This window comes from Pseudomonas sp. McL0111, from assembly GCF_052567255.1.
The window spans coordinates 5486823-5513233 of the sequence record NZ_CP199585.1 but is presented as its reverse complement, the minus strand read 5'-3'; the positions used below and the strand labels follow the sequence as shown (position 1 = coordinate 5513233).

Genomic DNA, 26411 nt, shown 5'->3' with positions numbered 1-26411 from the left:
AGGTTTGCCCATGCTTGAGGTTCGCAGCGTCTTCAAAAGCTACGCCACTCCCCAAGGCCCGTTGCCGGTGCTGCAAGGCGTCGATCTGACGCTGGCCCCCGGTAGCAGTCTGGCGCTGATGGGCGAGTCGGGCAGTGGCAAAAGCACGTTGCTGCACCTGATCGCCGGGCTGGACAAGGTCGATCGCGGCAGCATTCACAGTGGCGAGCATCGGCTGGAGCAGATGAACGAAGGGCAACTGGCGAACTGGCGGCGCACGGAAATCGGTCTGGTGTTTCAGCAGTTCAATCTGATCGGCAGCCTGCGCGTCGAAGACAATCTGGCGTTTCAGGCACGGCTGGCGGGTCGGCATGATGCGCGCTGGCTGCGGCATCTGGTGCAGCGTCTGGGACTGAGCGAATTGCTCAATCGTTATCCCGAGCAACTTTCAGGCGGCCAGCAACAACGGGTTGCGCTGGGCCGGGCGCTGGCCTCGCAACCGAAATTACTGTTGGCCGACGAACCCACCGGCAGCCTCGATGAAGCCACCAGCGATGAAGTGCTGCGCCTGTTGCTGGAACTGCTCGACGACACCCCGACGACGTTGCTGATGGTGACGCACAGTCCGCGAGTCGCCGCACGACTTGCAGAGCGGGTGGTGTTGTCGAGCGGGCGGTTGACGTGATCGTTTTCTGGCAGACCCTGATCGCGCTGTTCAGCCATTGGCGGCGCCATCCGGTGCAGTTTTTCAGCGTGCTGACCGGGTTGTGGCTGGCCACGAGCCTGCTGACCGGGGTCGAGGCTCTTAACAGTCAGGCGCGTGACAGCTACGCCCGGGCCAGTCAACTGATCGGCGGCGAACCGCAGGCGAGTCTTGGAACACCGAGCGGCGCGACATTCACGCAGCAGTGGTTCATTGATCTGCGCCGTCAGGGCTGGCCGGTTTCGCCGGTGTTGCAAGGTCGATTGATTCTCAAGGGGAACGAAAACCAGCGCTTGCAACTGATGGGCATAGAACCGGTGTCATTGCCCGCCGACTCTGCCGTGGCCGGGCAAACATTGCCAATCGAGCGCGTGGTTGAATTCTTCTCGCCACCGGGCAGCACGTGGATTTTCCCCGAGACCCTGCAAGCGCTGCACCTGCAACAAGGCGCCACGCCGCTGGCCGCGAATGGCCAGACCTTGCCGCCGCTGGTGGCGCAAAAGGACATGGCGCCGGGCGTGTTGCTGGTGGACATCGGTGTCGCGCAAACCCTGCTTGAACAGCCTGGGCAACTCTCGCGGCTGTTGCTGCCCAGGGACTTTCACCGCGAATTGCCGGACGCGCTCAGAGGCCAGTTGCAGCTCAAGAGTAGTGCCGAAGAAAACAATCTGGCGCGGCTGACCGAGAGCTTTCATCTCAATCTGGATGCCCTCGGATTTCTTTCGTTCGTGGTCGGGCTGTTCATCGTCCACGCGGCGATTGGCCTGGCGCTCGAGCAACGCCGTGGCCTGCTGCGAACGCTACGCGCCTGCGGTGTCAGCGCGCGAATGTTGATCGCTTGTCTGATCGTCGAACTCGGCGCGCTGGCGTTGGTTGGCGGACTGTTTGGTGTGCTCAGCGGTTACTGGCTGGCGAGTGTGTTACTGCCGGATGTCGCCGCCAGTCTGCGCGGTTTGTATGGCGCGGAAGTGGCAGGGCAGCTGCGTTTGAGTCCGTGGTGGTGGTTCAGCGGCATCGGCTTGAGCTTGTTTGGCGCTTTGCTGGCTGGCACCACCAGTCTGTTGCGGGCGGCGCGTTTGCCGTTACTCGCAGTGGCTGATCCACAGGCCTGGCATCAGCAGTTTGCGCACTGGCTGCGACGTCAGGGTTGGCTGGCCGCTGCGTTGGCGGTGATTGCCTTGGCGGCGTGGGTGTTCGGCGACAGTCTGGCTAGCGGTTTTGTGTTGATGGCCGGGTTGTTGCTCGGCGCCGCATTGGCCCTGCCGGTGCTGCTCAGCGCGGTGCTGAATCAATTGCTCGGGCGCAGCCGCTCGGTGCTTGGCCAATGGTTTCTGGCGGACTGCCGCCAGCAACTGCCCGCGTTGAGCCTGGCCCTGATGGCGCTGTTGCTGGCGCTGGCCGCCAACATCGGTGCGGGGAGCATGACTGCCGGTTTTCGCCAGACCTTCAATGACTGGCTCGAACAGCGTCTGAGTGCCGAGCTTTACCTCAATCCGAGTAATCCGGCACAGGCCCGCGAAATGTACAGCTGGCTCAAACAACAGCCGAACGTGACGGCGGTGCTGCCCAACTGGCAGGTAGCGGTGACGTTGCAAGGCTGGCCGGCGGATGTGTTCGGGGTGATCGATCATTCGTACTATCGCCAGCACTGGCCGCTGCTCGATGCGAGTGGCGGCGATCCGTGGGCGCATCTGGCAGCGGATGACGCGGTGATGCTCAGCGAACAACTCGCCCGACGCCTGAAGGTGCAGGCCGGCGATCACCTGACAATCCCCACGCCGAGCGGCCCGTGGACGCCGCGCATCGCCGGTATCTACGCCGATTACGGCAATCCCAAGGGCCATGTGCTGGTCAACAGCAATCATCTGCTGCGCGTCTGGCCGCAACTGACCCCGAACCGTTTTAACCTGCGCATCGATCCGCAGAATATCCCGCCGTTGTTGAGCGCATTGCAGGCACGTTTTCAGCTCGATGACAGCCGCATCGTCGATCAGGCGCGGCTCAAGGGCTGGTCGGTTCAGGTGTTCGAGCGCACGTTTGCCGCGACGGCAGCGCTGAACAGCCTGACGCTTGGCGTGGCCGGTGTGGCGTTGTTCATCAGTCTGCTGACCCAGAGTCAGAGCCGTCTCGGTCAACTCGCACCGCTGTGGGCATTGGGGGTGACGCGACGTCAGTTGATGTTGCTCAACCTCGGCCAGACCTGGTTGTTGGCGGTGCTGACCTTGGTGTTGGCGTTGCCGCTGGGGATCGCGCTGGCGTGGTGTCTGGACACGGTGATCAATGTGCAGGCGTTCGGCTGGCGTCTGCCATTGCGGGTGTTTCCGTGGCAGGTGTTGCAACTGCTGGGCCTGTCGCTGTTGGCGACGTTACTCGCATCGGCGTGGCCGCTGTATTCGCTGTACCGCACGCAACCGGCGGATCTGCTGAGGACGTTTGCCCATGAGGATTAACCTCGTTGTGGTGCTGCTGGTGATCTTGCTCAGCGCTTGCGATCAGTCTGCGCCGCAGCAGAAGGGTTTCGCCGGTCTGGGCAATCAGGCGCAATCGTTCACGCCGGTGGTGCCGGGGCGGGTGTTCAGCTTTCCGGAGGATCACGGCGCGCACGATGGTTTCCGCATCGAATGGTGGTACGTCACCGCCAATCTCAAGGATCAACAGGGCAACGATTTCGGTGTGCAATGGACACTGTTTCGCAGCGCCCTCAAAGCGGTGCCGGAGCAAGCGGGCTGGGGCAATCAGACCATCTGGCTTGGCCATGCGGCAGTGACTTCGGCCAGCGTCCATCACGCTGCCGAGCGTTATGCCCGGGGCGGCGTCGGTCAGGCCGGTGTGCGGCTGGCGCCGTTCGACGCGTGGATCGATGACTGGCTATTCAGCAGTCAGGCCAGCGACCCGCTGACCGATCTGCAACTGAGTGCCACGGACAAATCCTTCAGCTATCAACTGCACCTGACTTCTAGCCGCCCACTGGTGTTGCAGGGTGACAAAGGTTTCAGCCAGAAATCCGAGCAGGGCCAGGCCTCGTATTACTACAGTCAGCCGTTTTTTCAGGCCAGCGGCACCTTGCAGATCGACGGTCAGACCTACACCGTCAGCGGCCCGGCCTGGCTCGACCGCGAATGGAGCAGCCAGCCGCTGACGGCCAACCAGACTGGCTGGGACTGGTTCTCCCTGCATCTGGACAGCGGCGCGCATCTGATGCTCTATCGCATGCGCCAGAAGGACGGTGCGCCGTACCTGACAGGCACATGGATCAACGCCGACGGCCAGACCGAAACGCTGCACGCCGAACAGATCAAACTCGTGCCGCAGGATGAAACCACGGTCGCCGGGCGCAAGATGCCGGTGCGCTGGTCGATCAGCATTCCCGACAAACACCTCGATATCAGTCTTGCAGCGCTGAACCCGAATGCCTGGATGAACCTGCGCATTCCCTACTGGGAAGGCCCGGTGCGCATCAGCGGCAGCCAAGGCGGGCAGGGTTATCTGGAAATGACTGGCTACTGAGCCTGCAGGAATCGTGTTGGAACTCTGCTGCCGTAGTCATCCTCTACCAAGGAACCTTGTCGAGGATTTCTCCATGAGCGACGACCTGCAACCGCCCGACCTTGCCTCCTGGCAACGCCTGTTCGATGACGAGACCTACTGGCAGCAATCCCCCGACTCGCATTACCTGGACCTGCAACGCATCGCCGACGATTTGCTGGGGCTGGGCGCCATCGACCTTGAGCAATGGCAGATCCTGCGCGCCAAGGCCGCTGATCTGCACAAGGATTCGCCCGCTGTGAACGTCACCCGCGAACTCGACGACCCTGAAGCCTGAGGAGCATCGCCATGAAGCCAGTCTCCACCAACGAACATCCTGACGAGCCACGGCCACCGGGAGAGACCGAGCGCGACAACGACGCGTTGCGGCCTACCGATCCCAAACAACGCAAGGACAGCGGCAAAGGCACCGCCAGTGGTGAATCCACCGCCCAGGACACTGCCGCGCAAGAAACCAAAGCCAAGCCCTGAACAGCGTCTATGCTCAGTGGCACATTCATCGCCGAAGACGCTTTGGCGATGAGTGCTGCCATTTTCATCACAGGGAAAGTACTTATGAAGCTCCACGCACTGGCTCAGGCCATCACCCTCGCTACCGTTCTGTCCGCCACCAGCCTCGCTGCGTTTGCCGCTGATATCCCGCTGTCCGCCGCCATCGAAGCGGACCAGGTCACCACCAAAGTACTGGCTGTCGATGCCGCCAAACACCAGGTCGTGCTCGAAGGCGCCGAAGGCCGTCAGGTACACGTCCAGCTCAGCGACAAAGCGAAAAACCTGCAAAACCTGAAAGTCGGCGACCAGGTCAACGTCGAAGTGCAACATTCCGTCGCCGCTTACCTCGACACCGATGTGGATAAAGGTCTGCCAGGCTCCACCGAGCGCACTGGCGAATTGCGCAACGCTCCAGGCAGCGAAAACCCGGGCGGCGAAGCTTTCCGTCAGGTTCAGGTGCAACTGAAAATCACCAAAATTGATTTGGCGAAAAACCAGGTGACCCTGGAAAACCCGGCTGGCGTTTCGAAGACCCTCGACGTCAAGAAGCCGGAAATTCAGGCCAAACTGAAAGATCTTAAAATTGGTCAGAGCGTAGTGGTCACTTACACCGATGTATTAAAAGTGACCAGTCAGCATGAGAGCTGAGTATTAACTCTACAGAATGATTGTTCTTGTACAGCTTGATGTATGAGAACAATCATACTAAGAGGTCGTTCTGTTGATTTTGAAAGTTTGGCGAAAGAATTCTTCGATAAATATCTATTAACTCATTCGTACATAATTTTTATGTTTCCGTATGAGGACATAACCGCCAACTTCTATTAAAATCCTTCCCGTTCGCCCAGTGTCAGGGCTCTTTACCGGTGCATGGATTGCCAGGCCATTACACTGGGCGAACACCTCCGTTGGGAGGATTCACAAGTTTTGTATACAAAAAATGGCGACCAAATGGTCGCCTTTTTTATTGCGCAGATTTAACTCGCCTATTAATTATTGCCTGCCTAGCCGATGCCTTGCTGCGCCTGAATGCGCTTGAGCGTTTCCTGATACATCTTCGTGCGTCGGTGATGTGTTCCATAGCTGCCGGCAGCGGCCACCGTGCCTGACTGGATATGATCCAGATAGCGGAAAATCGTCCGGTGCGACAAGAACTTAACTGCGAAACCGAGGCCAAGCATGCGGTCCTGCAAGGTGTAGCCGGGAACCCGCTCGTCCATGCAGAAGTGCATGCCCTTGGCTTTAATCAACCGGGCATTCCACAGAGTACAGAAGCTCTTGAGGTGAGTTTCGCGGTACGGTTTCGGCTCTTTGCCGGCCAGTCCGACGATTTTTTTAGCGCGGCGGAAATAGTGTTTGCAGAAGCGCGAACTCAATCGCCATGTATCGCGAAAAAGACCACGATCAAGTTGCTCGACACAACCGACCGCCGCAATATCCGGACTCTTCGTGCATTCACGCATCATCAACTCGAAGATGTTCTTGTCGTAGACAAAAGTGTCGGTGTGCAACAGAAACAGATAATCGGTTTCAACCTTTTCCAAAGCCAGATCCAGCGCTTTTCCGTGGGCAATATGACCGGCTTCTTTGCTCGGGGCGGGACGTTCGATCAGATTGATCCAGTCGAGGGAACGCAAGTAATGGGTGCTTTCATCCGCCGAGTCATTGTCGACAACCCAAACCGGAATGCGGTGATCCTTCACATGCTGGCGCAACAGCTCCAGGCACATCCTGGTAATGTCCGGGGTTTTGTAATTTACCAATACAAGACTGAATTCAGCTTGTCGTTTGGCTGGTAAATCAAACTCTCTCATGTTTTGAAGGCTCATCCGCAGATTAAAGGGCGACGGGTGTTTCTGTCTGCGGAGGGTAGCGAGGCAACCTTAGTTCAAGCTTAATTTTCAGGTATCTGAGCGGGTAGATTGTGTCCAGGTGCAACCGAGGTGGCGCGGCAGGAACGGGCGCGCATTGCCGCTGGTTACAGGCTAAAACGCGCGCCATTTTGCAAATCAGGGACGCCGCCAGCCGGCTGCCGTTCCGCTACCTCAAACACACCTCGAAACTGATCCGCAAACTCGGCGACTCCGACCTCGCCCTGCAACACAACAAAGTCATCAACCTCAAACTCGCGGTCGCCGCCATCGACGGTGTCATCATAGACCCCGGGGAATACTTCTCCTTCTGCCGCCTGGTCGGCCGGCCAACACGCAAACGCAGCTATGTCGAAGGCATGGAACTGTCCTTCGGCGAAGCCAGACGTGGCGTCGGCGGCGGCATTTGCCAACTGAGCAACCTGATTCACTGGATGGCCATTCACTCGCCGCTGGTGGTAGTCGAACGCTCCAACCACAGCTTCGACCCGTTTCCTGATGAGGGACGCGTGCTGCCGTTTGGGTCCGGTGCGGCGATTTTCTACAACTATATTGATCTGGTGCTGCATAACCCGACGGACCGGAGTTTTCAGCTGAAGTTGAATGTGGGGGAAACGCAGCTGGAAGGGGAGTTGTTGTGTGAGCGGGTGCGGGATTTTCGGTATCACGTATTTCAGTTGGAGCATCGGTTTGTATGGGAGCAGGGGCGGGTGTATCGGGAGAATGAGATTTGGCGGGAGGTGAGGGAGAAGGGGCAGGTTGGGTAATTGGTTAGGCGGGAGAGGCTTTATCGGAATCGGGTGGTGGTTAAGTATGAAGTTGGGGAGGAGGTGATCGAATAGAGGTATACCCAACAAGACTTATGTTGCCAATTAGCCTGGTCCTGGAGCACATGGTTGGATGCTTCTCCCGATCAATTTCTAAAATAGAGTTCGTCCAGTTGACGTCTACGTATCGATACATACTCATTCCATACTTTAGGAAAATCCTCATCTTTGGTAAAAGGGAACGTTAGATAAATGTGTTTTCCTATAACACTGATATACTGGCGCACACGTTTGAATGCTGGTTGCTCGTAAAGTGCGATACTCTCGTCGTAGACTTCATGGTAGTGATGGATGCTTACTCGATGGGGAGCGATCATGGCGCATTTAAAATCAATCACCCAGCAGCTATCAACCGCTGTGCAAAAATAACCGTAGTTACCGTCGGTTGATAGATGGATACAGGCATTGGCGCGAGTTCCGTCGTCATCATTTACCAATATAATCTGATCTGTAAAATATCGGATTGTTTTGCTGTCGGGGCCTTGTAAAAGTAAACCCCAGCCTTCCGCCCCCATGCGGAACTCACCATTATTTTCGAATGTGGCAGTCCAACCATTTGAAAGAGTGACTACATGTTTATTCATGGTTTTTACCTACAAACAAAACCTTCGCTGGTTTGAAACCCTTGGTGAGAGGTATGAGCACTATGTCGCCAACGGTTGTTTTTTTGGTTTTCAGAAAATAAATTCCCTTTGTCTAATTAGAAAGTGCGATTTCACTGAGAAAGCTAAACAGATTTTCGTGTTTGGTTGGTTTCCACTCACCGTTTTCATGGTCGAAAAAATACACCTCGGATGAACATTGGCCTTCTGTGATTTTGAATCCATAATAATCACCGCTGCCATTTTCTGAAAATAAAATATAATTCCCCCGTAGTCTTAGTTCTCTTTTATTTATATTCAAAAGGCTAAAGTCGCTACTGCTGTCTAGGGGGTACACAATACCGAATGCGAAATATCCTCCTCCGTATCGTGTCACGAATTGACTGTATTCAATGGGAAGAATAACTTTTAGTTCTTTTTGAGCGGATGTTATGTCGTCTTCGCTTGCAAGCGGTGCTGGGTCTAAGCCAAACCAAACTGGATTAGCTGATTTTTTTTCTTCAACAATCTTTTCGAAATCAATGATGTTCATTGTTTAGGACCTTGTTTGTCGTAAATCCAGTCGGGTAGTTTTTTATCTGCGCCTTGTTCTCTAGCACGATACCACCAGTGAAGTTTTCGGTCCTGGTCCCTCATCTCAGGAGTTACTCCTTGATTGAATTTATTGGGGTGAAGTGCTTTGTTTCCACGATGCTCTGCGGGCAAGATTTCGTGAATAGCTGAACCAGGCATTTGATCAGCATGATGAACATCAGGGCTCCCAAGACCTTTTGGTGGGTGGCCAAGTAATGCTTGTTTTAGATCATTCGTGGACCAGTCACCTTCAATTCTTACAGCCGGGTCGTTGGGACCATACCCTGTCGATGATGGCGCTTCGGGTTCCCCTGTATCGACTTTGGCTTTTGCAGCAGGTTCCTCTAACGACGCAGGAACTTCGCAGCCTGTCCCTCCTGGACAGGTTTCCAACCCCAACGGATCAACCCACCCCGTAGGATTAGGCACGTACTGGTAGTTATTCAACCCACCCGCAAGCTTGATCGGGTCCGGGGTCAAAAACCGTCCGGTACCCGGATTGTAGTAGCGGTGTCGGTTGTAATGTAACCCTGTCTCGGCATCGAAATACTGACCCTGAAAGCGCAGTGGGTTGTCGATTTCTGCGACGTCCAGCGCTGCAAGGTTGCCGTAGGCCCGGTATTTGGCGGACCACATGATCTCGCCGCTGTAGTCGGTGAGTTCCTGCGGTGTGCCGAGGTGGTCGAGTTGGTAGTAGAACGGTGTCGCTTTCAACGGGCCTTCGCCGTCGAGCATGGCCAGCGGGCGGAAGGTGCCGGGCTCGTAGATGTAGGTGCGATAGCGGTTGTCTGCGCTTTCGGCGATCAGGCGTTCGCCTTGCCAGAGGAATTCTGTGGTCTGGCCGTCGACGGTTTTTTCTATGCGCCGACCGAAGGCGTCGTATTTGTAGCTGGCGGTGCTGCCACCCGGCAGGCTGGCGCCGATCAGGCGATGTTGGCAGTCGTAGCGGTACTCTGTGACCAGTTTCTGTCCGGTGCCACGGCTTTCGCGGATCTGGTTGCCGTAGGCGTCGTAGTCGTAATGCCGGTCGCCCTGCATCAACAAACGGTTGCCTTTGACGTTGGCAAGGTTGGCGGCTGGGGCGTTGCCTTGACCGAGCAGGTTGCCAGCGGGGTCGTGGGCGAAGCTCTCTGGTGTTGCGCCGCGCACGCTGATCAGCCGATCGAGTGGGTCGTAGTGATAGCTGCGATTGCCTTTGCGGCTGTCATCGATGCCGGCGAGGTTGCCATTGGCGTCGTAGTTGTAGCGACGCTGGAACAGATTTTTCTCGCGTTGACCAACGCTGTGCGCTTGCAGCCGACCTTGTTCGTCGTACTGGTATTGGCTGAGCAGCAGGCCTTGCTGGCGCTGTTGTTCACGACCGGTGCTGAACTGGTGGCTGGTCAGACGCGAACCGTTGAGGTCGATGCTGCTGAGCTGGCCACCGGGTTGATGGCGATAGTCGAGCGTGCTGCCGTCCGGGAGGCGGCAGTGCATGAGTGCCCCAGCCCTGGTGTTCGGTGACGAGGCGGTCTTGCAGGTCGTATTCGTACGCGGTGCGCCGGCCATCGAAGCCGGTTTCCCGTTGGATCAGGCCGTTAGAGTAGTAATTGGAGTAGTAAAAGGGGACAGATTTATTTTCATGGTAAAAATAAATCTGTCCCCTTTAGGGTTGTTAAAGTTAATGATCTATTTTTATTCTAATTGGTAATTGAATTTTTCGTTGAGTCCAAAATCCTCGTCTTGATTTTTTACTCGATCAAGAATTTTCAGGATTTTTTTATAAGAGTCTCCCATGTTTTTTTCTGAATGCTCTGAGTTTTTCCAAACTAAATCAATCGGGCGTTCGACGTCGGTGCTGAGCAGATCCCAAAGAGCATTAAGGTTGTTTCCGTAGTATTGAGTAACGGAAAAGGCAGATGCGATGCGCTTATGAAAATCCTGCTCGGATAAAATGGACAATCCATCAAGTTCAATTATCATTTTTATTCACTTCCACTTTCCAATAGGGCTAACAGTGTCGTAATGATCGCTGGTGATGTAAAGCAGTCCATCATCTGAGTAGAGTAACCTGGTTCCGGGCTGGTTGCTCCGAGACATTGTGTTGTTGAGGCCGACGTCAGCTTCGTACCAGGTACGTCCTGGGGCTGCTGGAAGTACGTTGGTATCGTTATAGAAAACATCTCCGCCCAACTGACCACCAGAAACACTATTGTTCAGTGCTTTACCCTTTTTCCACCCACTTTGCGTGGCCTGAGCTTTAGTGAGGTAGTTTGGAGGGAGTTCACCATTAGCTCGTAAGCTTTCAACTAGAGGGTTAGCGGCCTCAGTCGTTCTAAGGTCACGTTTCATCGCAGCGTATTTTGCTGCGTTGTGGGCAGAGTTGTCTGGTGACTCTGGTCCATCACATTCTTTACTTGCCAGTCCCAACGGATCCACCCACCCCGTAGGGTTAGGCACGTACTGGTAGCTATTCAACCCACCCGCAAGCTTGATCGGATCCGGTGTCAAAAACCGTCCAGTGCCTGGATTGTAGTAGCGGTGCCGGTTGTAATGTAACCCTGTCTCGGCATCGAAATACTGGCCCTGGAATCGCAGCGGGTTATCAATTTCGCTGACATCCAGCGCTGCCAGGTTGCCATACGCTCGGTATTTGGCGGACCACATGATCTCGCCACTGTAGTCGGTCAGTTCCTGCGGTGTGCCGAGGTGATCCAACTGGTAATAAAACGGCGTAGCTCTGCGCGGGCCTTCGCCGTCGAGCATGGCCAGCGGGCGGAAGGTGCCGGGTTCGTAGATGTAGGTGCGATAGCGGTTGTCTGCGCTTTCGGCGATCAGGCGTTCGCCTTGCCAGAGGAATTCTGTGGTCTGGCCGTCGACGGTTTTTTCGATGCGGCGGCCGAAGGCGTCGTACTTGTATGACGCGGTGCTGCCACTTGGCAGGCTGACACCGATCAATCGGTGTTGACAGTCGTAACGGTATTCGGTGACGAGTTTCTGGCCGGCGCCACGTCGTTCGCGGAGCAGGTTGCCATAGGCGTCGTAGTCGTAATGGCGGTCGCCCTGCATCAGCAGTCGGTTGCCTTTGACGTTGGCCAGGTTGGCCACGCCTTCGTTGTTTTGACCAAGAAGGTTGCCCGCCGGGTCATGGACGAAGGCTTCAGGTGTCGCGCCACGCACACTGATCAGGCGATCTAGCGGGTCGTAGTGATAGCTGCGGTTACCTTTACGGCTGTCGTCGACACCGGCGAGGTTGCCATTGGCATCGTAGTTGTAGCGACGCTGGAACAGATTTTTCTCGCGTTGACCGACGCTGTGCGCTTGCAGCCGACCTTGTTCGTCGTACTGGTATTGGCTGAGTAGCAGACCTGGTTGGCGTTGTTGTTCGTGACCGGTGCTGAACTAGGGAAATAAATCTGTCCCATTTTTTTTGTTTCTATTATGCTATTTTAGTTGCCCAGTTAGATGCTGTTCAGCCAAGTATCGCATTGTTTTATTTTTTCATTATCGCTAAAGGTGTGAGAAATTACTTTGTCTAGTTCTTTGAATTTGTTTGGTTCTGTTTCTTTGTAAAAAATCATCCACCCATCTCTTCCTTCGTTTTCTATCATGAATTTTTGCTCGTCTTTTTTCAAGTTAACTGACCATGAGGAAAAAAACTCTGGATGGTCCGAGAAGGTAATTACGGTAAATCCGTGGGTCTTTGCTAGTGTGTACAAGTCTGATTGGTTCATTTTTATCTCTTGGCTAATCGCCAGTTATTGTTTTTCAAAGCTTCCCTTCGAGGCACTGAAAACTTGAGTGCCCCCCCCTGATGAAGGTTGTGTTGTTCCTTTAACTGACCATGTATCATCTATTGATTTTGCAGTTGACTTCAAAACGGGTGTTTTTTCCATTGTACGGTAAATCCCTTGCAATTTTAGCTCAACAGTTCCAGCAGCTCGGTTGTCGCCGAGAGATCCTATTCCTAGTTCTGATGGAGTAGTCCCGGGATTGAGTGAATAATAATTACCTTGGGGGGCTCCGGGTGATTGATATTGATAAACGGTCTTTCCACGGTTCAAGGTTTCGATGTTAACTGATTGATTAAAGTCTATACCGTTCAAGTGTCCAGGAATGCTCGTTTCCTCAAAGCCTTGCCCCCTATAAAATTCCGTAGCTGTAGCTTTTCTACCTCGGATGTTGATGTCTTGGTTGATCTCTCCAGTACGTCCATATTTCTGATTAAGTTCGGTTCGTCTGTCATCAGGACATTCACCCGGTACGCAAGCCAACCCCAACGGATCAACCCACCCCGTAGGGTTAGGCACGTACTGGTAGTTATTCAACCCACCCGCAAGCTTGATCGGGTCCGGGGTCAAGAACCGTCCGGTACCCGGATTGTAGTAGCGGTGCCGGTTGTAATGTAACCCTGTCTCGGCATCGAAATACTGGCCCTGAAAGCGCAACGGGTTGTCGATCTCGGCGACGTCCAGCGCTGCAAGGTTGCCGTAGGCCCGGTATTTGGCGGACCACATGATGTCGCCGCTGTAGTCGGTGAGTTCCTGCGGGGTGCCGAGGTGGTCGAGTTGGTAGTAGAACGGTGTCGCTTTCAGTGGGCCTTCGCCGTCGAGCATGGCCAGCGGGCGGAAGGTGCCGGGTTCGTAGATGTAGGTGCGATAGCGGTTGTCTGCGCTTTCGGCGATCAGGCGTTCGCCTTGCCAGAGGAATTCTGTGGTCTGGCCGTCGACGGTTTTTTCGATGCGCCGACCGAAGGCGTCATATTTGTAGCTTGCGGTGCTGCCACCCGGCAGGCTGGCGCCAATCAGGCGATGCTGGCAGTCGTAGCGGTACTCTGTGACCAGTTTCTGCCCGGTACCCCGGCTTTCGCGGATCTGGTTGCCGTAGGCGTCGTAGTCGTAATGCCGGTCGCCCTGCATCAACAAACGGTTGCCTTTGACGTTGGCAAGGTTGGCGGCTGGAGCGTTGCCTTGTTCGAGCAGGTTGCCAGCGGGGTCGTGGGCGAAGCTCTCTGGTGTTGCGCCGCGCACGCTGATCAGGCGATCGAGTGGGTCGTAGTGATAGCTGCGATTGCCTTTGCGGCTGTCATCGATGCCAGCGAGGTTGCCGTTGGCGTCGTAGTTGTAGCGACGCTGGAACAGATTTTTCTCGCGTTGACCGACGCTGTGCGCTTGCAGCCGACCTTGTTCGTCGTACTGGTATTGGCTGAGCAGCAGGCCTTGCTGGCGCTGTTGTTCGCGGCCGGCGCTGAACTGGTGGCTGGTCAGGCGCGAACCGTTGAGGTCGATGCTGCTGAGTTGGCCACCGGGTTGATGGCGATAGTCGAGCGTGCTGCCGTCCGGGAGGCGGCAGTGCATGAGTTGGCCGACGTTGTCGTATTCGTAACGCGTGGTGCCCCAGCCCTGGTGTTCGGTAACGAGGCGATCTTGCAGGTCGTACTCGTAAGCGAGCGGCCAGTGGCCGTCGTCGACATTGACCAGTCGGCCGAGGGCGTCGTAGCTGAAGTGAACTTCCTCGCCATCGGGCAGGGTTTTCACCAGCAAGCGGCCAGCGGCGTCGCGCTGGTATTCGGTGATCAGTTCGCTGGCATCGTCGCCGAATTCGGTTTTCTTCAGCAACTTGCCGTTGAGGTCGTATTCGTACGCGGTGCGCCGGCCATCGAAGCCGGTTTCCTGTTGGATCAGACCGTTGGAGTAATAGTCGAGGTGGTAATGCTCGCCACGTTCGTTTTCGATCTCGGTGAGTAACAGGCGTGCATTGTCGTAGCGATAGCGCAGTTGACTGCCGTCGGGGTTGATACGACGGCTGACCAGGTGCAGGTTGTCGGCGTACTCGTATCGCGTGATGCGTCCGAGTTCGTCGCGCTCGGCAGTGACGCGGCCGTACGGATTATAAGTAAATGCGCGAGTGGCGCCGCCGGGCAGGGTGATCTCTGCCAGACGATTGGCCGCATCCCACTGGTACTGAGTGATGGCGCCAGTTTCGGCCTGGCGGGTGATTTGCCGACCGAGTGCGTCGTAGCGGTATTTGCGCTGACCGCCGTCGGGCAGGCGTTCCTCCAGCAATTGGCCGAGGTTGTTCCAGCTCAGTTGATGGCGGCTGCCGTCGGGGTGGCTGATTTCCAGCAGACGGCCCTGACGGTCGTAATTGTAGAAGGTCGAGTTGCCGTCCGGGTCGACTTGCTCGGTGATATCGCCCTGATCGTTGCGCCAGTAAATCCATTTGGCCTGGCCACGGTTCACCACGCGGACGTAGCCGTGGCGGTATTCGTAAGTGGTCGGTTCATCCTCCGGTGGCAACACGGCGACCAATCGGCCAGCTTCGTTGTACTGGTATTCCGTCACCGCGCCCATCGGGTCTTTTTCGGCGACCAATCGGCCGTTGTCGTCGTAGGCTTTTAGATGTTCTGCGCCATCCGGATCGACTTTGGCGACCAGTCGAGCCTTGTCATCGTGGGTGTAGATTTCTTCGCTGCCATCAGCGTTGGTGACAGTGACACTGCCTTGGTCATCCCACGCGTAGTGCGCATCCATCTGCGAGAAGCTGGCCCAGTGGTGGATGCAGCGTGCGGACTTGCCTTCCTTTTCCCACTCCCAATAGAAACTCGCGCCACCGGCCAGTTGCCGTTCGAGAATGACGTTCTGCTCGTTGTAGGCGTAACGCTCCGCTTCGCCTGCCGCGTTAGTCGCTTTGATCAGGCGTTTCTGCGCGTCGTATTCGTAGCTGACCAGCGTCTGGATGGTGCTCCAGGCGTCTTCGAGGTTGTCTGCCGGGATGAACTGTTGATAGTCGATGGCGACGATGTGTTTACGGTCGTAACGCACGAGAAGGGCGCGGCCAGCGCCGTTGTCCACGCGTTTGATCCGGCCATGAATATCGCGATTGATGTGCAGACGATTGTCGTAGTTGTCGCTGATGGCGATCAGCGTCGCGCCTTTACGGTCATATCGGAAGTGGTAGAACTGCTTGCGTTCACCAGCCTGCGTCAGGATCAGTTCGGATGGATCATCACCCAGAAAGATCGCCGCTTCCGAGAGGCTATTGGTGATGGCCGGGCGCTGCACACTGGGTAATGGAAAGGTGGTAACCCGGTTTTCGTGGTCAGTCCAGACGACTTCTTCGCCATTGATTTCCACTCGCTGGGCGAGTGCGTGGCTCCAGCCGTAACCGAGACCACAGTCGATTTCGGCGGCGCTGGTGCGGTAGAGGCGAGTCCAGCTGAACGGCAACACCCCGGCCAGCTCGCCATCGGTGATCGTCAACAACTCTTCGCCAGTGACCATCGACACCGGGCAGCCGTTGGTGCAGGTTTTTTTCGCGCAACTGGCGCTCTTGTCGTCGGGGTTCTTTGACTGCGCGGGTGCGTTGTCGACTTTTTCCGTGGGCTCAAGCTTGCCTTGATTGTGCTTCTTGCTCCGAGGAAACGAAGAGGCGTCCTTGACCTCTTGTTTTGGCGTGTCCGCAGTTTTTGGCAACTGACTCTTCGCAGGTTGCTGAGGCACTTGGCTGCGTGAGTCAGGTTTGACCACCTTAGGTTTTGGCGCTTCTGCAACAGCTTCATCGATTTTTATCGCTGCTGTTTTAGTCGCTTTCATCGGGACGTTTTTCGCGCTGGCGATCACCGGTTTCGATATTTCTGCGTGCGCGGGCAGACTGTGCTTGCCGCTCAGGGTCATGAGGGTGGAGGCCAGGTCGTCAAGGTACTTGATCGCCTCACCGGACTTGACCGTCGACAGGACTTTCGTGCCCGCCCTGACCGCGATCCCGGCACCGCCCGTAAGGCAGATACCCACGACCACGTTGATCAGGAACTCGGACGCGATGGCCGTCATGACATCGACAACCACCTGCGGTGGCAGCATGCCGACCCACGCCACAATCGCCGAGACGTAGATGAACATCAGCGGCTCGTCGCTGAGAATCAACAACCCCGAAGCGATCGACTCCTTGGAGGCGGCATAGAGTTTGTCGATCTCGATATCCGAAAGAAACTTGCTGAGTTTTTCGTAGTTTTTCTTTGGATTCGCCAGCAGATCGAACAGGCTTTTGATGTCGTCCCATAGCCGCAGCAGCGCCGCTTCGAAACCGTCGAGGGCGCGCTTGAGCAAGATGACCGAACGCCCGGCACGATCCGCCGCCGAGTAACTGACCCATTGCGGCTGGAACTTGCTCGACCATTCGCTTTGCAGCCAACCGTCGAGTTTGCCGATCAGCCCTTGGTAGGAGTCATACAGTGCCTTGACGTCGCTTTGAGAAACGTTGGGGAAAAAGGTGATCCGGTAGGTCTGGCCTTTCTTGCAGCCGTCGATCACTTTAATGCCGCTCGGGCCAATCATCGTTTCGATGACCGGACCGGTGACGTCGTCGTAGAACGTCCCTTTGGTGACCGGCTCCAGCTTCACCGGGGTGTTACCGATGGGCACGAAGCGCGCCGATTCGAACATGTGAATCAGCGTGAAGTCACCTACTAGAGGGCAAGTCGCATAGGTCTCGACGGCACCGGTTTTAGTCTTGCGTTTGGTCACGCTGACTTCGTTGCCGACCTTGAAAGTCTGATCGACATCCAGCGCCCAGCCAGTCCAGAAACCGTCGGCCCAGTCCTTGTAATCGCTCAGACAGTTTTTGAAGTCTTTGAGTATCAGGCTCACGTCAGGCGTTTTGGCGTCCAGCACGCGCAGAACCAAGGTACCAATCGGGGTATTCATGACGTGACTTCCTTTGTCAGCTGGGCGGCAAGGCGCTCTGCCATATCTTCGGTATTGGCGTTTTGACGTACGAAGCGCTCAACCTTTCTGCGCAAGTTGGCTTCGGGAAATTCGAAATAGAGTTCTGGACAGTCTTCTTCCAGCCACTGCAGTAGGTTTTCGATAACGGTTGTTTGGTCTTTTTTGGCGAGTTCGTCCAACAGCTTCTGGGGGATTTCCCACCACGGCCAATCCTTCGCCTTCGGCACGACCCTAGGCCCAACCTCCAGCGTTTGGCCATTGATAAGATATCGCTCAAACACAGGCAGGATTTCCCCAGCCGTGGCGCCCAGCCCTTCAAGGATCGGATAGATATGCCGCCCATCCCAGAAGCGGAAAAACACCTCCGTCCCGTCCGGCATTTTCACCTGCGTCAGGCTGCGCAGATGCTCGAACACTTCGTTCGGCTCGGATCGGGACACCGCCAGCCAGCCCCAGTCCTGTGCATCGGTTTCGGCAACCCATTGCAGAAATCCGATCTGAGGTTTGATCTCGGCAAGGTAGGGCATGACCGGCTGCCAGTCGGCATACGGTGTTCCGCCCCAGATCGGCAGCAGTTGTGCTGCGTTATCTTGCTGGTAGAACGGTTTCAGCGGCTCGGCATCACTTGCTGCGCTGATGACCAGATAGAGACGTTCGCCTGTTTGCAAAGGGCGTTCGGCCAACCACGCTTGCGGACTCAACAGATCAGATCGCACAGGCACCTGCCTTGCACTTCTCGCATTCCTCACAGAACGGCGCGTTGCGTTTCAGGGTGTTGATCTGGGCGGGCGTGAGCACCGCGCCGGCCTTGTCGGCGTCGGCCTGTTGCAGTTTGCCGGGTAGCAACGGGGCGGCTGCGGTGCCGCTGCCCGGGCCTCCGCCGGAGTTCATCTTGATCGCCGGCCCGCTCATGGTCACGCCGCCGGCATCGATCTTGATGAAGCTGCCGCCACCCACCAGAGTCAGTTCGGCGCCGGCTTCCATCACCACTTTCATGCCGCTGCTCAGGTGGATTTCCTGGCCTGCATCGATGAACTGGCCGGTGCCGATTTTGATGTGCTGGTTGACGCCAACGGTCAGGTGATCGTTGGCGCGGGCCTCGACTTTGCGGTCGGCGTAGACGGTGTGGTGTTCTTCGGCCTTGAATTCCGTGTAGCTGTTTTGCTCGACCAGATCGTGACGCTCGTTGCCGATGCGAATTTTCTGGTCGTGCTCGATGTTCTCGTCCCAATCCCGCTGGGCGTGCAGGAAGATTTGTTCCTGACCCTTTTTGTCTTCAATGCGCAGTTCGTTGAAACCGCCACCACCCATCGAGCTGAGGGTCTTGAACGTGGTGCGCGTTTTGTTCGCCGGCAGCGCGTACGGAACGGTGTTTTCCTTGTGGTACAGGCAGCCGCTGATCAGCGGTTGGTCGGGATCGCCTTCAAGGAAGGTCACCAGCACTTCCATGCCGATGCGCGGGATGGCGATGCCGCCGTACTGCGCGCCGGCCCAGGCACTGGAAACGCGTAGCCAGCAGCTGGTTTTGTCGTCGGCCTGGCCTTCGCGGTCCCAGTGGAACTGGACTTTGACGCGGCCGTACTGATCGCAGTGGATCTCTTCGCCTTTCGGACCGGTGACCACGGCGCTCTGGCTGCCGAGGATGCGGGATTTCGGGTGGCGCAGTGGTGGGCGGTTCGGCACGTCCCACGGGGTCGCCTGAAAGCGGTTGCGGTAGCCCTGATGGAAATCGTCTTTCAGCGCGGTGGTGTCGCTGGTCACCGACTCTTCGAGCACTTGCGGTTGTTTGCCTTCGTGCAGCACTTCGGTCAGCAGCCAAAGGTCGTTCCACTTGGCTTTCGGGTGTTGGGTCAGGGCGAGAAAATGGCCGCTAACCAGCAACGGCTGATCGCTTTTACCTTCGGCAAGCTGGAAGTCGCTGCGGTGACGTTCGAGGGCGCGTTTGGCCAGGTGTTTGCCGCGCTCGCGGTCGACGAAACGACCCGGATAATCGTAATCCTCAAGGTCGGGCAGGGCATCGCCACGGTTTTCGCTTTCGAGGGTGATCCGCGGTTTTTCGAAGTCGTAATCGCGGCGGGTGGTGCGGCTGGTGCGGGTTTCCAGGCGCAGGTCGAAGCGCTTGATCACCGGGTCGCTGGCGACCATGCCGGAGTCTTGTTGATAGGCCACGGGAGCGAGTTTCGGGAAGACGGTCTGGTCATCGCCGAATAGCAGCAGGTGGCCAGTAGCGCTGTGCTGGAAGTGGTAGTGGATACCTTCTTCCTCGCACAGGCGCTGGATGAAATGCAGGTCCGATTCATCGTATTGCACGCAATAAACGCGCTCGGGATAGATCGAACCGGTCTTGAATTGGTAGGCGTTGCTCTGGATGCCGTGTTCTTCGAGAACCATGCCGATGATTTTCGGCACCGTGAGGTTCTGAAAAATACGCTGGTTGAAGCGGTGCGCCAGATACGCCAGTTGCGGGCGTAGGGTCACCGAATAACGCGTCAGGCGTTTACCGGAATCGCCTTGCGCGGCGCGATAGATCTGGCCATGAATGCCGCTGCCGTCGGGCGACAGTTGCAGGAAGGCTGGTTTGTGCAGCAGGGTTTCGAGGTCCAGCGACGGCTGCTCACTGACCAGCTCTACCTCGAATACAAAAGGCTGGCTGATGGCTTCCCGACCGGTCAGGGTGAAAACCTGAAAGTCAGCGGAAAGACCTTCAATGGTCAGGGCAAAGTGGGTTTCATTGGCCGGCGCGAACATCCGTTGTTCCTCGTGCTGTCACAAATATCCGGAATTGCGGAAACAACATCGACCAGCAGAGCTGGCCGATGCTTGTAACGATCAGCCGCAATCAAGCGACTGGAAGACGCCAGTCATCGGAACCCGAAGTGCCGGATACTTCGTGGGTCCAGGTGATTTTGCGGTAGGTGAACTGCACTTCTTCCAGGTGAGTGAAGTGCGAGTTGCCCGGGTCCTGGCAGTTGTGCATTTTGTTGTTGATGGCGACGATGATCGCGTCTTCCAGTTTGGTGGTGTAGTAGTGCTCTTGGGTACCTTGAGCAGAAGTGCGATACCACTGGATAACGATTTCGCTCATGCGCTCGCCCGAAGTCAGAGCAGCTTGCAGCAGAGGCGAAGCCTTGTCGTAGACCTTGGTGATGATGACCGGCTTGTGAACGCGCTGGCCGGTTGGCTGACCGGATTGCGGGTCACGCGGGATGATCACGTCGTGCTGGAATGCCTGAACCATGACCTGGTCTTCATGACCCTCCTGGTAGGTGTTGCCAACGGAGTCGGCGGTGAACGCGCCGGCAGTGATCAGGCCTTGTTTTTCGCCGGTGACGGACATGTACGCTGGTGTTGCCATGAGGGTGCTCTCCTTGCTGACTGATTTAGGGTGCCCGGGAGGCGAAATCGCCCGGTGGGTACCTGAATCGTTATCAAGGAATGTGCCAACAGAACGGGCCTCCATATGAAACAAAGAGTTAGCAATTTCGTTCGGCTCACGGGACGAAAATACCGAGAAAATCCGGTCTGAAGTGCGCAAGAAGTTGCGCAGTACTGCGCAACTTCTTGCGCACTTGGCTACAGGCCACGCCGATCATGGCCTGTAGCGGTTTTGATGAGGTTTTTCGCGAAACAAGTGCGCAACTTCTTGCGCAGTAAGGCCTGATGCCATCACTCACTGGAAAAGCAAAAACTCTACCGATGCGAAAGCAGTACCAGACACTCATCAATCGAACGCTGCTGCGTCTCGGCATACAACCCCAACTCATCAATCGTCGGACGCCCCAGCGCCTGCTCGAATGCCTGCCGATTCGAGTGTTCGCCATAGTGGGTCTGCGCCGCATCCCCGAGGTTCGACTGAAAAATCCCCGCCGCACTCACCGGCAGGAAATCTTCGTACACCAATGGCTCGGCTTTCACATGCCCCTCGCGCAGGCATTCCTGCAGTGACGCCCCAGCATTGCCTGGCGCTGCGTGGCCTTTTTCCGTGACGACATAGCGAAAGTACGCCAGATCCTGTTCACGCATGCCTTCGACACTGTCAGGGAATTCGCCAAAGTGCCGGCTCATCAGCGCGTTGTAACGGGCGGCATTGGCTTCGTTGGGGAACTCGCCGAGTTCATCGCGGGCGGCGTTCAGCAAGCGGTCATACAACTGACGGCCCTTGGGTGTCAGCGCCGCGCCACGTTGTTCGATCTCGCCGAAACGCGCGCTGTGGCTGCCTCGGCTGTCGCTCTGGTCGGTAAACGCAATCGGTTCGTCGAGTGCTTTGAAACTGGTCTGGCGCAGCAGGATCGGGCATTGCCGGCGCGGCGGGCCTTCGACCACGGCTTTGGGGGTGATGCCATGCGCCGGCATTTGCGCCTGCACGATGTCGATGTCCAGCGTACGCGGGGTCAGGTGGTTGATGTGTGGGCCTTTGAATGCCACCACATCGGCGATCAAACGGTGCTGGGCGCTGAGCGTCTGGTATTGCGCTGCGGTGACGGTAGCGCTGTGGTGCCAGCGAAAGGTTTCCAGTGCCTGCAAGACAAACTCTGCGGCCTCAACCTCGTCGAGTCCGCCCACCGTTTCCGCTTGCGAGATCAAGCGCAAGGCCGCCGGGGTGAAGATCGACCGCTGATCAAGCACTGACTGCGCGAATGCCCGCAGTTCGGGATCTTCGATCAATTCCAGGCGCAACAATGAGGTAAACACCCGGAACGGGCTGACTTGCAGCGCCGTTTCATGCACGGCGCGAAACGCCGTCGAATGCACCGGCACGCCCGCCGGGGTCAGGTCGTAATAACCCACCGGTTGCATGCCCATCACCGCAAACAGGCGGGCGAGGGTGGCCAGTTCCTGCGCGGTGCCAACGCGAATGGCGCCGTGCCGTTCCATGTCCAGGCGCTGGATTTCGCCAGTGCTGTCGAGTCGCCGGGCGATGTCCGGTTCACGCGCGAGCACGTCGCGATTGGTCTGTTCCACCAGTTCCATCAGCGCGCCGTACAGCGGCACTTCTTCGCGGTACATGTCGGACATCGCTTTGGAAAAGCGTTGGCGGATCAGGTCGGGGCTGACGAAACGCTGCTCGGTCATGAAAAAATTCCTGCCACGGTCATATAGAGGATGGAGGAAAAGATCGCAGCCTTCGCTGACGTCGGCAAACGAAGAATCCTACGGACTTCATTCTGCCAACGACTGATCCACCAGTTCGATCCAGTGTTTGACCGGCGTGCGTCCGGCGCTGGCGAGGTGGCTTTGGCAACCGACGTTGGAAGTGACGATCAGCTCCGGTCGACCGCTTTCCAGGGCAATGAGGCGGTTGTTGCGCAGCTGTCGGGCGAGCGTCGGCTGGGTCAGTGAATAGGTGCCCGCCGAGCCGCAACATAAATGCCCGTCCGGTACCGCCGTCAGATTGAAACCCAGTCGAGAAAGCACTGCTTCCACCGCGCCACCGAGTTTCAATGCGTGTTGCAGGGTGCACGGGCAATGCACGGCGATTCGTCGCTCAGTCGCTGCGCACACTTGCTCCAAAGGTTCTTGCGCAAGAATCTGCACCAGATCCAGCGTCAGTTCGCTGACCCGCCGCGCCTTGTCCGCATAGCGCGAATCATGCTGCAGCAAATGCCCGTAATCCTTGATGAACGCGCCGCAGCCGCTGGCGGTCTGCACGATGGCTTCGGCGCCGTTTTGTAGATGCGGCCACCATGCGTCGATGTTCTGTCGGGCACGGTTGAGGCCTTTTTCCTGGGCGTCGAGGTGATAGTCCAGCGCGCCGCAGCAACCGGCCTCGGTCACTGCTGTGACGCTGATGCCCAATCGGTCCAGGACTCGCGCTGTCGCATCATTGGTATTCGGTGAAAGCCCCGGTTGCACGCAGCCTTCTAGCAACAGAACCCGTCGCGCATGGCGTGGCACAGGGCGCAGGCTCGATGTCGGCAAATGCTGCGGCAGTTTGCTTTCAAGCATCCGTGGCAGCAGCGGGCGAAACGTCGTACCGACCCGCAGCAAGCCTTTGAACAGTGCAGGATTCGGCGCCAATGCACGCAACCCTTCACGCAGCAAACGCTGGGATGCAGGGCGTGGCACCGCCGCATCGACCACTGCCCGGCCGATGTCCAGCAGGTTGTGATAATCGACGCCGGAGGGGCAGGTGGTTTCGCAGTTGCGACACGACAGGCAGCGATCCAGATGCAGTTGAGTCTGCGCGGTGGCCGGTGCGCCTTCGAGCACTTGCTTGATCAGATAGATCCGCCCGCGTGGGCCGTCGAGTTCATCGCCGAGCAGTTGATAGGTCGGGCACGTGGCGTTGCAGAAACCGCAGTGCACGCAACTGCGCAGGATCTTTTCTGCCTCGGCAGCGCGGGGCAGGCGTCGGGATTGTTCGCTGAGGGTGGTTTGCATGCCTAGAGCTCCGGGTACATCCGGCCGGGGTTGAACAGTCGCTGCGGATCGAACTGCGCTTTCAGTTGCCGGTGATAACGCATCAGCGTCGGGGCCAATGGCTGGAACGGCTGATCGCTGGCGCCGTGGGTAAAACAGGTGGCGTGCCCACCGAGTTCCTGAGCGAAAATCTGAATGTGCTCAGCATCGGATTTCAGCCAGCGTTGCGCTCCGGCCCAGTCGATCAATTGCTCGCCTGGCAGTTCCACTGGCCCGAGGTTGTTGGGCAACGACAGGCGCCACAGCGGCAGGCCCTCGTCGAAAAAACTCAGACGGTGTTCATTCAGATCGCGCCAGAACGTCGAGTCCAGCGGTTCACCGCCGAGTCGTTGATGCGCGGCAGTCACTGAACCTTCGCCACCCTCAAGACGCAGATACAGACTGTTGCCATCGTGACACGCGGCGCTGATCGGCAGCGGTTGCTGGCCCCACTCGGCAAGTTTGGTCAGCGCTCGCGGGCAATCGATATCGAGGCGAATGCTCAAGCACTGCCGGGGTTTGGGCAGCACTTTCAACGAGACTTCGGTGAGCACGCCGAGGCAGCCAAAACTGCCGGCCAGCAGCCGCGAGAGATCGTAGCCCGCGACGTTTTTCATCACTTCACCGCCGAAGCGCAAATGCTGGCCGTGGCCGGTGATGACGCGTGTGCCGAGGACAAAGTCGCGAACCGAGCCTGACCATGGCCGGCGAGGTCCCGACAATCCGCTGGCGATCATCCCGCCGACCGTGGCGCCCTCGCCGAATGAGGGCGGTTCGCACGGCAGCATTTGCCCGGCGTCATCCAGTGTCGCGAGCAGCTCGGACAATGGTGTGCCGGCGCGTACGCTGACCACCAGTTCGGTCGGGTCATAACTGACGAAGCCGCGATGGACACGCGTATCGAGCACTTCGCCGGCCACTTCGCGACCGAGAAAGGCCTTGCTGTTGCCGCCCTGAACTCGCAGCGGTGTGCCATTGGCGCGTGCTTGATTGACCTGATCGAGAAGCGCATCGGCGGCATCGAAGTCAGCCATCAGAAACGCTCCAGCTCGGGAAACGGCAGTTGTCCGGCATGAATGTGCATCGCTCCGAACTCGGCGCAACGCTGCAGCGTCGGGATGTTCTTGCCGGGGTTGAGCAGACCTAGCGGATCGAAAGCGGCTTTGACCGCGTGAAACAAAGTCAGCTCCTGGTTGTTGAATTGCGCGCACATCTGATTGATTTTTTCCCGGCCTACACCGTGCTCTCCGGTGATGCTGCCGCCGACTTTCACGCACAGTTCGAGAATCTTGCCGCCCAGCGCTTCGGCGCGCTCCAGTTCGCCGGGGACGTTGGCGTCGAACAGAATCAGCGGGTGCATGTTGCCGTCACCGGCATGAAACACGTTGGCCACGCGCAAACCGCATTCCGCGCCGAGGCGGGCGATGCCTTGCAGCACGCCGGGCAATTCGCGACGGGGGATGGTGCCGTCCATGCAGTAATAATCCGGCGATAAACGGCCAATGGCCGGGAACGCATTTTTGCGCCCGGCCCAGAACCGCACGCGTTCGGCCTCGTCGCGAGCTTGACGGACTTCGCTGGCGCCAGCCTTGGACATGACTTCGCGGACCCGTTGGCAATCGTCGTGGACGTCGGCTTCGACGCCATCCAGTTCGCACAGCAGGATCGCTTCGGCATCCACCGGGTAGCCAGCGTGAATGAAGTCTTCGGCGGCGCGAATCGCCAGGTTATCCATCATCTCCAGGCCACCGGGAATGATCCCTGCCGCGATAATTTCTGCTACCGCCCGGCCAGCCTTTTCCACCGAGTCAAAACTGGCCAGCAGCACTTTCGCCACTTGCGGCTTGGGCAGCAGTTTGACCGTGACTTCGGTGATGATTCCGAGCAAACCCTCGGAACCGGTGAACAGCGCCAACAGGTCGAAACCCGGCGAATCGAGGGCTTCGCTGCCCAGCGTCAGGCGTTCGCCCTCGATGGTCAGGACTTCCAGTTTCAGCAGGTTGTGCACGGTCAGGCCGTACTTCAGGCAATGAACGCCACCGGCGTTTTCCGCGACGTTGCCGCCAATCGAACAGGCGATCTGCGAGGACGGGTCCGGCGCGTAATACAAACCGAACGGCGCGGCAGCCTGGGAAATCGCCAGATTGCGCACGCCGGGTTGAACCCGTGCGGTGCGCGCGGCGGGGTCGATGTGCAGGATCTGGTTAAACCGCGCCATCACCAGCAGCAGGCCTTTTTCCAGTGGCAGTGCGCCGCCGGAAAGTCCAGTGCCGGCGCCGCGTGCGACCACCGGGACACGTTGTGCGTGACACAGTTTCAGCAGCGCTTGCACTTGATCCAGCCGCCGGGGCAGGGCGACCAGCATCGGTGTGGTGCGGTAGGCCGAGAGACCGTCGCATTCGTAGGGTTTGAGTTCTTCTTCGCGCCAGAGGATGTCGAGGTCGGGTATTGCCTGCTGCAAGGTTTTGAGCAATTCGGCTTTGTTGACTTCGGGTAAGGGCCCGTCGAGGCGTTCGTCGTAGAGGATGTTCATCCGACACAACCCGCTGATGATCGAAACTCCCCGGATTTCCTGTGGCGAGGGAGCTTGCTCCCGCTGGTCTGCGCAGCAGACCCAATGCTCACCCTGCATTGGCTCAGACAAATTGCATGTTCTGGTTTGGGGGCGCTTCGCACCCCAGCGGGAGCAAGCTCCCTCGCCACAGTAGTTGCGC

The 26411-nt window shown here is 57.5% G+C and carries 19 protein-coding genes and 3 pseudogenes; 7 read left to right on the top strand and 15 right to left on the bottom strand.

From position 1 onward, the window contains the following. Positions 1 to 10 precede the first annotated feature (10 nt). From ACTWLJ_RS25010 to ACTWLJ_RS24985, 6 genes are all read left to right on the top strand, one after another. Positions 11 to 664, top strand: a complete 654-nt coding sequence (locus ACTWLJ_RS25010) for an ABC transporter ATP-binding protein (protein WP_401211553.1) — start codon at positions 11 to 13, stop codon at positions 662 to 664. Next, on the top strand, positions 661 to 3132 hold the full coding sequence (locus ACTWLJ_RS25005) for an ABC transporter permease (RefSeq protein ID WP_445178892.1): 2472 nt from the start codon (positions 661 to 663) through the stop codon (positions 3130 to 3132). Before ACTWLJ_RS25010 ends, ACTWLJ_RS25005 begins: the two co-directional genes overlap by 4 nt. Further along, complete coding sequence (locus tag ACTWLJ_RS25000; RefSeq protein WP_445178891.1) at positions 3122 to 4189, top strand: lipocalin-like domain-containing protein; 1068 nt, start codon at positions 3122 to 3124, stop codon at positions 4187 to 4189. Before ACTWLJ_RS25005 ends, ACTWLJ_RS25000 begins: the two co-directional genes overlap by 11 nt. A 73-nt stretch (positions 4190 to 4262) precedes the next feature. Further along, on the top strand, positions 4263 to 4505 hold the full coding sequence (locus ACTWLJ_RS24995) for a hypothetical protein (RefSeq protein ID WP_445178890.1): 243 nt from the start codon (positions 4263 to 4265) through the stop codon (positions 4503 to 4505). Positions 4506 to 4516: 11 nt separating this feature from the next. After that, on the top strand, positions 4517 to 4699 hold the full coding sequence (locus ACTWLJ_RS24990) for a hypothetical protein (protein ID WP_445178889.1): 183 nt from the start codon (positions 4517 to 4519) through the stop codon (positions 4697 to 4699). Between the two features lie 84 nt (positions 4700 to 4783). Continuing rightward, positions 4784 to 5368 carry a hypothetical protein gene (locus ACTWLJ_RS24985; RefSeq protein WP_401211540.1) on the top strand — a complete coding sequence of 195 codons (585 nt, stop codon included), beginning with the start codon at positions 4784 to 4786 and terminating at the stop codon, positions 5366 to 5368. Positions 5369 to 5724: 356 nt separating this feature from the next. Here the strand turns inward: ACTWLJ_RS24985 and ACTWLJ_RS24980 are convergent, their stop codons facing one another. Continuing rightward, a complete protein-coding gene (locus tag ACTWLJ_RS24980; RefSeq protein WP_445178888.1) occupies positions 5725 to 6534 on the bottom strand; it encodes a glycosyltransferase in 810 nt (269 codons plus the stop codon). Positions 6535 to 6731: 197 nt separating this feature from the next. Here ACTWLJ_RS24980 and ACTWLJ_RS24975 point away from each other — a divergent pair. Next, positions 6732 to 7433: pseudogene (locus ACTWLJ_RS24975) on the top strand (VanW family protein); the annotation flags it as partial. A gap of 71 nt (positions 7434 to 7504) precedes the next feature. On the opposite strand, the gene ACTWLJ_RS24970 reads toward ACTWLJ_RS24975, so the two are convergent. From ACTWLJ_RS24970 to glcD, 14 genes and pseudogenes are all read right to left on the bottom strand, one after another. Then, positions 7505 to 8002 carry a hypothetical protein gene (locus ACTWLJ_RS24970; protein ID WP_445178887.1) on the bottom strand — a complete coding sequence of 166 codons (498 nt, stop codon included), beginning with the start codon at positions 8000 to 8002 and terminating at the stop codon, positions 7505 to 7507. Positions 8003 to 8114: 112 nt separating this feature from the next. Next, positions 8115 to 8552 carry an SMI1/KNR4 family protein gene (locus ACTWLJ_RS24965; protein WP_445178886.1) on the bottom strand — a complete coding sequence of 146 codons (438 nt, stop codon included), beginning with the start codon at positions 8550 to 8552 and terminating at the stop codon, positions 8115 to 8117. A gap of 377 nt (positions 8553 to 8929) precedes the next feature. Next, positions 8930 to 10214, bottom strand: a pseudogene (locus tag ACTWLJ_RS24960) (RHS repeat domain-containing protein); the annotation flags it as partial. 53 nt (positions 10215 to 10267) lie between these two features. Continuing rightward, positions 10268 to 10555 carry a barstar family protein gene (locus tag ACTWLJ_RS24955; RefSeq protein WP_445178885.1) on the bottom strand — a complete coding sequence of 96 codons (288 nt, stop codon included), beginning with the start codon at positions 10553 to 10555 and terminating at the stop codon, positions 10268 to 10270. 6 nt (positions 10556 to 10561) lie between these two features. Further along, a pseudogene (locus tag ACTWLJ_RS24950) lies at positions 10562 to 11974 on the bottom strand (RHS repeat-associated core domain-containing protein); the annotation flags it as partial. 59 nt (positions 11975 to 12033) lie between these two features. After that, positions 12034 to 12306 (bottom strand): hypothetical protein, encoded by a 273-nt coding sequence (locus ACTWLJ_RS24945; protein ID WP_445178884.1) that lies wholly within the window; start codon positions 12304 to 12306, stop codon positions 12034 to 12036. A gap of 24 nt (positions 12307 to 12330) precedes the next feature. After that, the gene (locus ACTWLJ_RS24940; protein ID WP_445178883.1) at positions 12331 to 17277 is read right to left on the bottom strand and encodes a polymorphic toxin type 46 domain-containing protein; all 4947 of its coding nucleotides are present in this window, start codon (positions 17275 to 17277) and stop codon (positions 12331 to 12333) included. Further along, entirely contained in the window at positions 17274 to 18014 is a 741-nt protein-coding gene (locus tag ACTWLJ_RS24935; RefSeq protein WP_445178882.1) for a DUF4123 domain-containing protein, read from the bottom strand. The genes ACTWLJ_RS24940 and ACTWLJ_RS24935 overlap by 4 nt, the downstream gene beginning before the upstream one ends. Then, positions 18004 to 20046 (bottom strand): type VI secretion system tip protein TssI/VgrG, encoded by a 2043-nt coding sequence (tssI, locus tag ACTWLJ_RS24930; RefSeq protein WP_445178881.1) that lies wholly within the window; start codon positions 20044 to 20046, stop codon positions 18004 to 18006. The genes ACTWLJ_RS24935 and tssI overlap by 11 nt, the downstream gene beginning before the upstream one ends. A gap of 91 nt (positions 20047 to 20137) precedes the next feature. Beyond that, positions 20138 to 20653: an Hcp family type VI secretion system effector gene (locus tag ACTWLJ_RS24925; RefSeq protein ID WP_445178880.1), complete on the bottom strand. Its 516-nt coding sequence runs from the start codon at positions 20651 to 20653 to the stop codon at positions 20138 to 20140. 335 nt (positions 20654 to 20988) lie between these two features. Beyond that, positions 20989 to 22371 carry a 2-oxoadipate dioxygenase/decarboxylase HglS gene (hglS, locus tag ACTWLJ_RS24920; RefSeq protein ID WP_445178879.1) on the bottom strand — a complete coding sequence of 461 codons (1383 nt, stop codon included), beginning with the start codon at positions 22369 to 22371 and terminating at the stop codon, positions 20989 to 20991. A gap of 87 nt (positions 22372 to 22458) precedes the next feature. Beyond that, the gene (glcF, locus tag ACTWLJ_RS24915; RefSeq protein WP_445178878.1) at positions 22459 to 23679 is read right to left on the bottom strand and encodes a glycolate oxidase subunit GlcF; all 1221 of its coding nucleotides are present in this window, start codon (positions 23677 to 23679) and stop codon (positions 22459 to 22461) included. A gap of 2 nt (positions 23680 to 23681) precedes the next feature. Beyond that, entirely contained in the window at positions 23682 to 24731 is a 1050-nt protein-coding gene (glcE, locus tag ACTWLJ_RS24910; protein WP_445178877.1) for a glycolate oxidase subunit GlcE, read from the bottom strand. Continuing rightward, positions 24731 to 26230, bottom strand: coding sequence for a glycolate oxidase subunit GlcD (gene glcD, locus ACTWLJ_RS24905; protein ID WP_445178876.1), 1500 nt, complete (start codon positions 26228 to 26230; stop codon positions 24731 to 24733). The genes glcE and glcD overlap by 1 nt, the downstream gene beginning before the upstream one ends. Between the last annotated feature and the right edge of the window lie 181 nt (positions 26231 to 26411).